Consider the following 12,056-nt stretch of genomic DNA (forward strand, 5'->3'; position numbering starts at 1 on the left):
AAATCGGCCTGGAAATGCGCGGGAAAAGGCGCCGAAATTCGAGCGTCAAGGCATTCCCAAATACGCGCGCTCACCAGGGGCGATTAGGTCCGGACTGTCCGAATCGCCCGAACCGGAGTAGGGTGAATGGCTTGGAGTCATGAAGCGGCTTCAGATCCGAACGGATCTGGGAGGTCCTTGTGTCCTTGATGGAACAGCCGCGGACGACCACAGCAGAAAGCGCCGGGGACGGCGCGCCCGCATTCTCCGCGGGATTTTCGGCAGCGGATCTCATGCGCACGATGGGCCTGGGTACCAATCTTCTTGTCGGCACCTACCGGGTGGAGCTCTCCTCCGGGACCTGGTGGTGGTCGGACGAGGTCTACACCATGCACGGCTGGAAGCGGAACGAGATCGAGCCGGGGCTCGACGCCCTGCGTTCCCGGAAGCACCCCGACGACCGCGGCCGGGTGGTGCGGGCCGCGAGCCAGGCCCTGCGGGTCGGCCGCCCGTTCGCGTGCGCCCACCGCATCGTGGACCGCAGCGGCCGCACCCGGTCGGTCGTGGTCACGGGTCAGGGCAGCCAGAGCGAGCGCGGCGGGTCACCCGAGCTGGTCGGCTACGTCGTGGACGTCACGCCCGTCCAGCGGGAGGCGCTCGACCGTGAGGCGGACGGCGCCGTGAACCGCGCCTTCGTCAGCCAGGCGTCGATCGAGCAGGCCAAGGGCGTCATCGCCGTGGTGCGCGGCGTCGACGAGAACACCGCGACCGAGATGCTGGCCGACATCGCCCGGAAGGCCGAGGTCACGCTGCGGCTCGCGGCCGACCAGATCATGGCGGCCCTCCACGCCGACAACGAGAAGACCGGCGTCACGCAGGCCGCCCTGAAGCGGGCGATCGACACCGTCCACCCGGTGGGCCGGCCGCGCGGGCACGACGCGCTGCTGACACGACGGCCGCGCCGGACGGACACGCGGAGCCGGGACAACTAGCTCCGTCGCGCCCGTCCGGCGCGTTCCTTCAGCCGGCGCAGCCCCCCAGCCACGCCGGACGTGTGTACCGGACGTCAGTACCGGACGTCAGTGCCGGACGTCAGCGCGACCTGTCAGTCCCGGGCACCGGGCGAGGGCACCGTGAAGGTGGCCTCGCCCGGCGTCATCTCCGCGGTGTACGCGGCCAGGTACGAGTCCAGCCAGACGGCGCGGTCGCCCTCGGTGGGCACGTCGCCGGCCGGGTCGTCCAGCGGCAGCTCCAGGCGGACGTCCGTGGCCTTGATCTTCTGGCCCGACGGCGTGTCCACCCACGAGCCGTTCTGGATCGAGCCGATCTCCACGGCGAGCCGGTGGCCGGCGGCCAGGGTCCAGTCGGCCGACTCCAGGTCGACCGTCAGCCGCCCGGCCTGCACCACGGCGGCCTGCTCGTCGAACGCGACGGCGGTGCCGTCGGGGGCGACGTCGTGCAGCTCGACCAGCACGTTGCCGTTGCCCTTCGCGTTCAGCGACACCTTGGGCGTCCCGACCACGCGGGTGTCCCGCTCGACGGGCTCGGACCACTTCACGAAGCTCGACCGGCTGCCGTCCTGCTCCTCCTGCGGGCCGCCGTCGTCGACGTACGAGCCGCTGCCGAGCTTGATCCGGGCCGTCTTGTCCACGACGGGCCAGGAGTCCTCGGCGCGCCAGGTGCCGGTGCTGTCCTGGACGGAGTACGCCGGGTAGTCCGTCGTCGGCTCCACGCCCTTGAGGTACTCGTCGTAGAAGGCGCCGATCTCGTCGAACCAGCCCTCGCGCCCCATCTTCAGGGTGCCGTCCTCGGTGCGGTCGTTGCCGCGCACGTGGTCCCACGGGCCCAGCCAGCCGCGCTGCGGGCCCTCGTGGTTGGTGAGGTACTCCTCCATGCCCTCGGCGCGGGTGTTCCACTCCAGGAAGCCCTGGGTGACGAACAGCGGCGTGTCGGTGCCCGCGGCGTGCTTCGCCAGGTCACGGTCCTGCCAGTAGCTGGTGCCCGGGTCGGCGATCAGGTTGTTCACCGTGTTGGCCGCGAGGCACTCCGGGTGCGTCAGCTCGTACTGCGAGTTCTTCACGTAGCGCTCGTCGTCGTCCGCCATCTGCGGGAGCTGGGCGATCGTGTTGTACGTGCTCGGCGCGATGATGCCCTCCTGACGGGGCACGCCGTTGCTGCGGACGCGGTCGTACATGTCCCAGATGGGCTCCTGCGCCACGACGGCCTTGAGCGCGTCCTGGTCCAGGTTGTTGCCGATCAGGCCGGTGACGGCGTCGTACGACTTGCCGTACATGCCCACCGCGCCCGTGGACCACGACTGGTCCGCGGCCCAGTCGATCGCGGCGGCGACGTCGGCCTGCTCGCCCGGCCCCGCGAAGTCGATGCAGCCGGTCGAGCCGCCGTAGCCGCGGGTGTCCACCAGGACCAGCGCGTAGCCGCGGTCGAACAGGTCGATCCCCTCGACCAGGTCGCCGAAGCGATCGGACGGGCCGGTGTTCGGGTGGCCCTCGTCGAAGATCTCCCCCGAGTGCCCGAAGTACGAGCCGGCCGACATGATCACCGGCACCTGCTCGCCCTTCTCCAGCCCCTCGGGCAGCAGGACGTCGGCGTGCAGCTCGACGTCGGACCCGTCCGAGGACGGGAAGTAGTGCTGCGTCCACGCGGCCCCCTCCGGGACCCTGTCGTTCTCCTCGTGCGTCACCGGGTCGTCGGCGGTCGCGACGGCGGCCTTCCCGGACGTGCTGCCCGACGTGCTGCCGGACGGCTTGCCCGACGTCGCCGCGGACGGCGCGCCCGTCGGGTCCTCCGACGTCGCCATGGCGACGGGGACACCGATGGCGCCCGCCAGGGCGACGGCGGCTAGTGCGGACACGGTCGTGAGTGCGGCTCGTGGTCTGTGCATGGGTCGATCACACCCGAACTTTCACCCGCTCGACAGTGGAACGACGTCACCGACCTGGCATGACATTCATCAGGGCCGGCCGTGACGCAGCGTCACTGGTGGGGCCGGGGCCGAGGACGAATACTGGGGGACGATTCTCTGTGCCCGACCGAATCCGTGCCCGACCGAACCCGCCCGACCGAACCGGAGTGCCCGATGGACCTCGTGCCCGCGCGTGTGCCTGCTCTTGGCGCGCGCCCGGCTGGTATGCACGCGGCCGGTGCCGGGTGGTGAGGCCCCTGCGGACCGCGCTGTCCGAGCACAACGAGGTGTCCCAGGGGAAGCTGCGCCGGCTCAACCTCGTACTGCAGGTCCCGCCGATCATCCTCACGGGCGTGGTGCTCGTGCTGATCGACCACACGACCTGGTGGGGCACGGCCGCCTTGGTCGTGGGCGTGGTGGCCGCGGTCGTCGCGATGGAGCGGTGGACGGCGGACGACCTCGCGCGGGTCGCCCTGCCCTGCCTCGTGATCACCGCGGCGGTGTGGGTGTTCGGGGCGCTGGTCACGGACAGCAGCACGGCCTTCTACGGCCTCGGCGTCGTGGGCTCGCTCGTGGTGCCGCAGCTCCCCCGGCACCGGATCGCCGCCGGGCTCGGGCTGCTGGCCTTCATCGCGGCCGTGGGCGCGAGCCGCCTGCTAGTGTCGCAGGACGACGTCGTCGGCGACCTGATCGTCTACGTGCTCGTGCCGACGGGCGTGTTCGTCGTGGCCACGCCGCTGCTGTACGGCAACCAGCGGTACCTCGACCTCATGAAGGAGACGCGCGACCGCGAGGCGGAGCTCGCCGTCGCGCAGGAGCGGATCCGGTTCGCGGGCGACCTGCACGACATCCAGGGCCACACCCTGCACGTCGTGAAACTGAAGACGGTGCTGGCGCAGAAGCTGGTGCACAGCGACGCCGACCGGGCCCAGGAGGAGCTGCGCGAGATCCACGCCCTGGTCGCCGACACGATCGCCCAGACCAAGAACCTGGCGCACGCGCAGCGGCGGCTGAACCTGTCGGCCGAGCTGGAGAACGCGAAGAACCTGTTCGAGGCCGCCGGCATCGCCGTCCGGGTGGACCGCCGGGCCGAGGCCGACCCCCGGACCGCCGAGCTGCTCGGCCAGGTCCTGCGGGAGACGACCACCAACATCCTGCGGCACGCCCAGGCGACGCTGGTCCGGATCACGCTGACCGGGCAGGGCATCGACATCGTGAACGACGGCGCCAAGGACGCGCCGCTGCCCGCGCTCAGCGGCCTCTCGGCGCTGCGGCAGCGGGTGACCGAGGACGGCGGCGAGCTGACCGTCGAGCAGGAGTCCGGAAGGTTCCGGACGGCCGCGGCGTTCCCGCGGGCAGGCGCGACCCCCGCGCCGGCGACGAAGGCACTGGAGGGCAGCCGATGACCACGGTGGTACTGGCCGACGACGAGGCACTGCTGCGCAAGGCGCTGGCCGCGCTGCTGCCGCTGGAGGGCGACATCACGGTCCTCGCCGAGGCGGAGGACGGCGCCACGGCCGTCGACGCCACGCTCCTGCACCGGCCCGACGTGCTCGTGATCGACCTGGAGATGCCCGGGGTGGACGGGCTGGGCGCCGTCGAGCAGATCCGCGCCGCGCAACCGGACCAGGTGATCCTCATGCTCACCCGCCACGCCCGGCCCGGCGTGCTGCGCAAGGCGCTGCGGCTCGGCGTGCAGGGCTTCGTCAGCAAGTCGGCGGAGCCCGCGCACATCACGACGGTCATCGCGGCGCTGCACGAGGGCAAGCGGTGGATCGACCCGGACGTCTCCGCGCTGGCCGTCATCGACGACTGCCCGCTGACCGAGCGAGAGGTCGACGTGCTGCGGGTGACCAGCAAGGGCTACTCCGTCGCCGAGATCGCCGCCCAGCTCCACCTCGCGGAGGGCACTGTGCGCAACTACCTGTCCAACGCGATGCAGAAGACCCAGACCCGGACCCGCCACGAGGCGGCCCGCTACGCCCGCGAGCACGACTGGCTGTAGTGGCGGGCCGGGCCGGGTCGGGCCGAGCCAGGTCGGGTGGGGCCGCCTCGCGTCGGGGCAACCTCGGGCCGAGTTGAGTCATCTCCTTCGAGACCGAAGTTTCTTGTCTTTGGGGTGGCCCAAAGACAAGAAACTTCGGTCTCAAAGGAGAGGGGGTGGCGGGTGAATTCGAGGCTGGCCGCCTGTGACGCTCCGACCACCGCAGCTAGCCTCAGCCCGTGAGCCAGCCACCGCCGTCGCACCCGCCACTGCAGCCGCCGCAGCCGGCGCTGCCCGACTTCGACGCAGAGCTGTCGGTCACGGTCCAGGGAAATGTCCTGACCACGAACATGGTCGCGCCCACGCTCACCGTCGACGGCTGGCCCGCTCCGCTCCCGGCAGTGGGTACCCAGCGCATCCCGATCAGGTCGGGACGGCACCGTCTCCAGGTGTACTCCCAGTGGCTCCGCCGGTACGGCCACGCCGTTCTCGACGTCGACGTCGCTCCCGGCCAGACCCTCGAGGTGTTCTACGCGCCGCCGCACCAGAACTTCTACGACGAAGGAGCGATCGGGTTCAGTCCCCAGGTCCGCAGGGGGCGTGGCCTCATGATCGGTATCTGGGCGATGATCGGCCTGTTGCTGGCGGTGGTGTGCGGCTTGATCCTTTCCCTGATGATCACGCTCGTCACCCTGGCCGTCACATGAGCTCCACCCCCGACGACGGCGAGGACGCCGGCCGCACGCGACACTGAGCACACGCAGCACCGGCGACCCTGGGAGCGGACATGTCACGTGTCGGCGGCACGAGCCCCGTGTCGGTGCGCCTGCTCGGCCCGTTCGCCGTGACGCTCGACGGCACTCCCGTGGCCCTCACCCCGCGCCTGCGCGCGCTGCTCGCGGTGCTGGCACTCGACGTCGGGCGGCCGGTGCCCACGGACCGGATCGCCGCGGCGGTCTGGGGCGAGGAGCGCCCCGCCGACCCGCGCAAGGCCGTCCAGGTGCTGGTCACGCGGCTGCGCACGGCGCTCGGCGCCGACGTCGTCCGCACCACCTCCGGCGGCTACCAGCTCGACGTGCCGGCGTCCGCCGTCGACGTGGCCCGGTTCGAGGCAGATCTGGCCGCGAGCGCCGCCGCGGACCCGGCCGAGGAGTACCGGCTCCTGCGCCGGTCCCTGGGGCACTGGCGCGGCGCGCCGTTCGAGGCAGTCGGCTCCGACCTGCTCGTCACGGCCGACCGGCCGCGCCTGATGGAGCAGGCGCTGTGCGCCGTCGAACGGGGCGCCGACCTCGCGCTGGCCGGCCACGCCCCGGACCTCGGCGAGCTGGCCGCGGGCCTGCGCGAGCTCGTGGCGCTCCACCCGCTGCGCGAGGGCCTCTGGGTCCGACTCATGGCGGTGCTCGACCGCACCGGCCGCCGCGCCGACGCGCTCGCCGCCTACCAGGACCTGTACCGCGTCCTGCGCGACGAGCTCGGCACACCGCCGGGCGAGGAGGCCCGGGCCGCGCACCAGCGGCTCCTCGCGCGCCCCAGCGACAGCACGGCAGCAGACGGCGCGGCAGCCGACGACACCGCAGCCGACAGCACCGCACCCGACAACAGGACGCCCGACGGCAGCGCACCCAACACCACGGCCCCCGCCGGCACCACACCCCGTCCGCCCAGCATGCTCCCGCCCCCGGACGGCGCCTTCCGCGGCCGCGCCGAGGCCCTCTCGACGCTCGATGCTCTCCTGGCGGACGCGCCCCGGATCGCCGTCGTCGACGGGCCGGGCGGGATCGGCAAGACGACGACGGTGCTGCACTGGGCCCACCGCGTGCCGGACCGCTTCCCCGACGGGACGCTCTACGTGAACCTGCGGGGGTTCTTCCCGACCAACACGCCGCTGGCCCCCGCCGTCGCCGTCCGCCAGTTCCTCGACGCCCTCGGCGTCCCGCCCGGCCGCATCCCGGACGACGCCGACGCGCAGGCCGCCCTGTACCGCTCGGTGCTCGCCGACCGCCGGGTCCTGGTCGTGCTGGACAACGCGCGCGACGTCGAGCAGGTGCGGCCCCTCCTGCCCGGCGGACGGCACTGCGTGGTCGTGGTCACGAGCCGGAACCGGCTCGGCGGGCTGGTCGCCGTAGAGGGCGCGGCGCGGCTCGCCCTGGGGACGCTCCCGCCGACCGAGGCCGAGGACGTGCTGGCCGCCCGGCTGGGTAGCGGACAGGTGGGCGCCGCCCGTCTCGCCACGGAGCCCGCGGCCGCCCGCGAGCTGCTGGCCCTGTGCGGCGGGCTCCCCCTGGCCCACGTGATCGTCGCCGAGCGCGCGGCCGGGCGGCCCGGGGCCCCGCTCGCCGCCCTTGTCGCCGAGCTGCACCGGCACGACTCCCGTATCGCCGCCCTGTCCGCCGACGGCGACCGGGCCGCCCGCTCCGTCTTCTCCTGGTCGTACCGCGCGCTCGGCCAGGACGCCGCCGCCGTGTTCCGCCTGCTCGGCCTGCACCCCGGGCCGTACCTCACGGTCCCGAGCGTGGCGGCCCTCGCGGCGATCCCGGAGCAGCGCGCCCGTGCCGCCGTCGGCGAGCTGGAGCGGGCGAGCCTGCTCATCGAGCTCGCGCCGGGCCAGTTCACCATGCACGAGCTGCTGATGGACTACGCGAACGAGCTGGTCTCGGCCGACCCGCCCGAGGAGTCCGGCCCGGCGGTCGTCCGCATGCTCGACCACTACCTGGGCACGGCCCGCGCAGCCGAGGCAAGGGCCGAGGCAGGCGCCGGAACAGGGTCCGGGCTGTCCGACGACGAGGCGCCCGTCCTCGTCGGCATGGTCCGGCGGGCCGCCGCGACCGGGAACCACGAGCACACCTGGCGCATCGCGCGCTGCCTGCGCGCACACCTGTGGGAGCGCCGTCAGGTGACGACGCTCCTGGAGACCGAGAGCCTCGCGCTCTCCGCACTGGAGACGCTCGGCCGCGTGCCGGAGCAGGCGGGGTCCCGCCGCTGGATCGCCCGCGCGCTCGGGCAGCCCGACGACGCCGACGACGACGCCTACGACACCGCGGCCGGCACGCGCTGATCCACGCCGCCGCTGTCGAGCACCGCCCGGCCGAGCGGCGTCAGCGTGTGCCATACGCTGTTGCGCTCCCGCCGGGAGGCGATCAGGCCGGCGTCGCGCAGCACGGACGCGTGCTCGGACGCCGACGGCGCGGACACACCGATGTGCCGGGCCAGCTCGCTCGTGCTGGCGCCGTGGGCCAGCGCCGACAGGGCGGCGGCGCGCGTCCGGCCGAGCAGCGCGGCCAGCGCGCGGTCGTGCCGGCCGGCGCCGGGCTGCCGCAGCCAGGCCGAGCGGTGCGGCACCGGGTACACGAGCACGGGCGCGAGCTCCGGGTCCGACGGCGCGAACGGGGCCTGCCCGCAGAAGAACGCCGGCTGCAGCGTGAGGCCCCGGCCCTCCAGGTAGATGTCCCCGTCAGCCGCGGTCGCGACGCTCAGCACCGGGTCCCGCCAGACCACGGACCGGTGCAGCCCGGACAGCAGGGCCGCCGTGCCGCCGCTGGTCAGGGTGCGCGCGTGCGCGGCGACGTCGGCCTCGACGGCACACCGGATCGCGGGCCAGAAGGGGGCGAGCGCCTGGTCGTGGTAGGCCTGGGCCGCCGCGCCCAGCCGGGTGGACGTGCTGGTGGACGTACCAGTGGACGTGCTGGTGGGCGTGCCGGTGGGCGGGCGGAGGCCGTCCCGGGGCCGCGTGATCCGCAGGTAGGCCCGCGCCTCCGAGGTCAGCGCCGGCACCACCCGCGAGCGCCACTCCCGGAACACCGGCGGGCCGCCCGGCTGGTGCGCCTGGTGCGCGCTGAGCACCGCCTCCCACAGCGGGTCGGGGCCGGACGCGAGCCGCACGCGCAGCAGGTCCTGCGAGGTGAAGTGGATCCGTAGCATCGGCGCTCTCCCGGTGGTGGCAGTACCGCACAGTTCACGCCGGGCCGGTTTCAAACCGCTTTCAGCCCGCGCTTTCGGTCCCGGGCGCGACCCGGCAGGATGGCCGGGACAGGCAGACGACAGGCACAGGCAGGCACGGGTCGCGACGGCGCGGGACGGGGTGCGGATGGACGACGGGCAGCGGCCCGCGGTCACGGTCGCCGTGCTGGGGCCGTTCGCCGTCGCGGTGGACGGCGCGGAGGTGCACCTGCCGGGCCGCCTGCGCGCGCTGCTGGCGGGACTCGCCGTCGCCGCGGGCGCCCCGGTGCCGGTGGAGCGCCTGGTCGAGGTGGTGTGGGGCGAGGACCTGCCGGTCTCCCCGCAGCGGTCGCTCCAGGTGCTGGTCAGCAGGCTGAGGTCCGTCGTCGGCGACGACGCCGTCGAGACCGTCCCGGGCGGGTACCGGCTGGCGGTCCCGGCGGGGCAGGTCGACGTCGCGTCGTTCGCGGCGCTGGTCGCGGCCCAGGTCGATCCGGCCCGGCCCGACGACGCAGCCCAGGCCGACGACGCACCCCCGCCCGGCGATCCAGCCCCGTCCGACGACGCGGCCTCGCCCAACGACCCAACACCCTCCGACCCGGCCCGACCCGAACGACAGCGCCTCCGCGACGCCCTGGCGCTGTGGCGCGGCGCGCCGTTCGAGGGCGTCGGGTCGGTGGTGCTGCACGCGGTCGACGGCCCGCGCCTGGACGAGCAGCGTCTGACGGCGCTCGCCCGGCGCATCGAGATCGACCTGTCAGCCCTGGACGACGGGGCACCGGACGACCGGGCACGGGACGACGGAGCGCCGGACGGCAGCCCCGAGGCGACGACCGACGCCCTCGTCGCCGAGCTCCGCGAGCTCACCGACCGGTACCCCCTGCAGGAGCGGTTCTGGGGCCAGCTCCTGACGGCGCTCGTCGCCGCCGGACGACGTGCCGAGGCGCTCGACGCCTACGCCCGGCTCGACCGGACCCTCGCCGACGAGCTGGGCATCGGCCCCGGGGAGGCGCTGCGCCGGCAGCACCGTGCGATCCTCGCGGGCTCCGACACCCGCGCGGGCGCCGCCACAGCAACCAGCCCAGCAACCAGCCCAGCGACCGGCACAGCAAACGGCCCAGCAACCAGCCCAACGACCGGCACAGCGAACGGCCCAGCAACCACCACCGCGACCAGCGGAGACACCACCGACCAGCCCGGCTGGGTCCCCCGCCAGCTCCCGCTGGGCCCCCTCGCCTTCAGCGGTCGCGCGGACGCCCTCGCCGCGCTCGACACACTCCTGGCCGACGACGCCGCGCCCCGGGTCGTAGTGCTCGACGGCGCGGGCGGCGTCGGCAAGACGACGACGGCCCTGCACTGGGCGCACCGTGTGGCCGGACGGTTCCCCGACGGGCAGCTCTACGCGAACCTGCGGGGTTTCGACCCGGCGTCGGCCCCGGTGCCGGCGGGCCAGGTGGTGCGGGCGTTCCTGGAGGCGCTCGGGGTGGCCAAGGGCCGCGTCCCGGCGACGGAGGACGCCCGGCTCGCGCTGTACCGCAGCGTCGTCGCCGGACGGCGGCTGCTCGTCGTGCTCGACAACGCCCGCGACGCCGACCAGGTGGCGCCGCTCCTGCCCGGCCCCGGCGCCGGCCCGGCCGTCACCGTGGTGACCAGCCGCGCCACCCTGTCCGGCCTGACGGCGCGGGACGCGCGCCGGGTCCCGCTCGGCACCCTGACGCCCGCCGAGGGTGCCGCCCTGCTGGCGCTGCGGGTCGGCGCCGGGCGGGCCGCGGCCGAGCCGGACGCCGTCCGCCGGATCGTGGAGCGCTGCGCGGGGCTGCCGCTCGCGGTCGTGATCGCCGCGGCCCGGGTGCTGGCCCGGCCCGCGTTCCCCCTGTCCGCCGTAGCGGACGAGCTGACCGACGGCGGCGCCCGGCTCGACGCGCTGGGCGACGACGACGCGATGGCGGACGTCCGCAGCGTGTTCGCGACGTCGTACCGCGCCCTGACGCCGGACGGCGCCCGGATGTTCCGGCTGCTCGGCGTGCACCCCGGCCCGGACGTGTCGCGGGACGCGGCCGTCGCCCTCTTCGACGGTCCGGACGACGGCGCCGCACCAGACCACACAGGCACCGCCCTGTCAGAGCTCGTCCGCGTCAGCCTCGTGACGGAGCACTCCCCCGGCCGGTACGCGATGCACGACCTCGTCGCCGAGTACGCCGGGGAGCGGGCCCGCCAGGACGAGCCGCGGGCGGCCCGCGAGGCCGCCGTCCGGCGGGTCACGGCCTGGTACCTGGGCGTGGCCCTGGAGATGGACCGCCGCAGGTGGCCCGCGCGCGTGCGGCAGGAGTTCGTCCGGGACCCGGGCCCGGTCCGGGTGCCCGAGCAGGAGCCCACCGACTGGTTCCGGGCCGAGCGGACGGTGCTGCTCGCCGTCGTCGAGGCCGCCCGCGCCCAGGGGCTGACCGGCGAGGTGCTGTCCCTGGTCTGGGCGCTCTACAGCACGCTGTCCCACCGCGCCGAGCTGCGCGACGCGCTGTGGACCGTGCTGGTCGCGGCGCGCGACGTCGCCGTCGAGGTCGGCGACCGCCGGGCCGAGGTGTGGTGCACCCGCTACCTCGCGGCCCTGGCCGCGGACGCCGGGCGCGCGGCGGAGTGCGAGGCCCTGCGCCGGCGCACGATCGGCCTCGCCGCGGAGCTGGGCGACATCAAGGTGCTCCAGATGGCGCACCAGGGCTACGCCGGCGACCTGGTCCGGTGGGGCCGGCACGCCGACGCGGTGCGCCAGGCCGAGCAGGCCCTCGTGCAGGGGCGCCGCACCGGCGAGCCGTACTACGAGGCCCACTCGCTGAACATCCTGGCGTGGGCGCTGGCGCACGACGGCGACCTCGGCCGGGCGCTGCCGCTCGCCGAGCAGGCCCTGGCGCTGCTGAACGACGACGACAACCCGACCACGCGAGCCGTCGTCTGGGACACGCTGGGCTTCGTGCACACGGCGCTCGGCGACCTGGAGCGCGCGATCGGCTGCTACCAGGAGGCCGTGGTCCGGTTCCGGGAGTTCGACATGCGGCAGGACCTGGTGGCGGCCGAGCGCCGGATGGCGGCGCTGCTCGGCGACGTCGGCCGCTGGGCGGAGGCGCGCGCCGCCTGGCAGGACTGTCTCGACCAGCACCTCGAGCTCGGCCTGGCCGACGTCCCGGCAATCCGCGCGGAGCTCGCGCGGGCCGCCGCCCTGGCCAAGCAGCACTAGCCCAG

At 74.4% G+C, this 12,056-nt stretch carries 8 protein-coding genes; 6 read left to right on the plus strand and 2 right to left on the minus strand.

The window, feature by feature from the left end; genetic code table 11:
• The first annotated feature begins 281 nt into the window (after positions 1 to 281).
• Entirely contained in the window at positions 282 to 971 is a 690-nt protein-coding gene (locus FHX71_RS10990) for a PAS and ANTAR domain-containing protein (protein WP_246402522.1), read from the plus strand.
• A 113-nt stretch (positions 972 to 1,084) separates the two neighbouring features.
• Here the strand turns inward: FHX71_RS10990 and FHX71_RS10995 are convergent, their stop codons facing one another.
• Entirely contained in the window at positions 1,085 to 2,881 is a 1,797-nt protein-coding gene (locus tag FHX71_RS10995) for a CocE/NonD family hydrolase (protein ID WP_220489638.1), read from the minus strand.
• 269 nt (positions 2,882 to 3,150) lie between these two features.
• Between FHX71_RS10995 and FHX71_RS11000 the strand changes: the two genes are divergently transcribed.
• From FHX71_RS11000 to FHX71_RS11015, 4 genes are all read left to right on the plus strand, one after another.
• Positions 3,151 to 4,308, plus strand: a complete 1,158-nt coding sequence (locus FHX71_RS11000; RefSeq protein ID WP_312877012.1) for a sensor histidine kinase — start codon at positions 3,151 to 3,153, stop codon at positions 4,306 to 4,308.
• The gene (locus FHX71_RS11005) at positions 4,305 to 4,907 is read left to right on the plus strand and encodes a response regulator transcription factor (protein ID WP_182616155.1); all 603 of its coding nucleotides are present in this window, start codon (positions 4,305 to 4,307) and stop codon (positions 4,905 to 4,907) included. The genes FHX71_RS11000 and FHX71_RS11005 overlap by 4 nt, the downstream gene beginning before the upstream one ends.
• A gap of 218 nt (positions 4,908 to 5,125) precedes the next feature.
• A complete protein-coding gene (locus FHX71_RS11010) occupies positions 5,126 to 5,593 on the plus strand; it encodes a hypothetical protein (RefSeq protein ID WP_182616157.1) in 468 nt (155 codons plus the stop codon).
• An 80-nt stretch (positions 5,594 to 5,673) separates the two neighbouring features.
• Positions 5,674 to 7,941, plus strand: a complete 2,268-nt coding sequence (locus FHX71_RS11015) for an AfsR/SARP family transcriptional regulator (RefSeq protein ID WP_182616158.1) — start codon at positions 5,674 to 5,676, stop codon at positions 7,939 to 7,941.
• Here the strand turns inward: FHX71_RS11015 and FHX71_RS11020 are convergent.
• The gene (locus tag FHX71_RS11020; protein WP_182616161.1) at positions 7,914 to 8,804 is read right to left on the minus strand and encodes an ArsR/SmtB family transcription factor; all 891 of its coding nucleotides are present in this window, start codon (positions 8,802 to 8,804) and stop codon (positions 7,914 to 7,916) included. The genes FHX71_RS11015 and FHX71_RS11020 overlap by 28 nt on opposite strands.
• A gap of 166 nt (positions 8,805 to 8,970) precedes the next feature.
• Here FHX71_RS11020 and FHX71_RS11025 point away from each other — a divergent pair, with 166 nt between their 5' ends.
• Positions 8,971 to 12,051 (plus strand): AfsR/SARP family transcriptional regulator, encoded by a 3,081-nt coding sequence (locus FHX71_RS11025; protein WP_182616163.1) that lies wholly within the window; start codon positions 8,971 to 8,973, stop codon positions 12,049 to 12,051.
• Positions 12,052 to 12,056: the final 5 nt, after the last annotated feature.

This window comes from Promicromonospora sukumoe (genome assembly GCF_014137995.1).
Taxonomy (GTDB): domain Bacteria; phylum Actinomycetota; class Actinomycetes; order Actinomycetales; family Cellulomonadaceae; genus Promicromonospora; species Promicromonospora sukumoe.

Excerpts from the sequence above, each read along its gene's own strand:
- FHX71_RS10990 (WP_246402522.1), top strand. The coding sequence starts at position 282 with ATGGGCCTGGGTACCAATCTTCTTGTCGGCACCTACCGGGTGGAGCTC.
- FHX71_RS10995 (WP_220489638.1), bottom strand. The coding sequence starts at position 2,881 with ATGCACAGACCACGAGCCGCACTCACGACCGTGTCCGCACTAGCCGCC.
- FHX71_RS11005 (WP_182616155.1), top strand. The coding sequence starts at position 4,305 with ATGACCACGGTGGTACTGGCCGACGACGAGGCACTGCTGCGCAAGGCG.
- FHX71_RS11015 (WP_182616158.1), top strand. The coding sequence starts at position 5,674 with ATGTCACGTGTCGGCGGCACGAGCCCCGTGTCGGTGCGCCTGCTCGGC.
- FHX71_RS11020 (WP_182616161.1), bottom strand. The coding sequence starts at position 8,804 with ATGCTACGGATCCACTTCACCTCGCAGGACCTGCTGCGCGTGCGGCTC.
- FHX71_RS11025 (WP_182616163.1), top strand. The coding sequence starts at position 8,971 with ATGGACGACGGGCAGCGGCCCGCGGTCACGGTCGCCGTGCTGGGGCCG.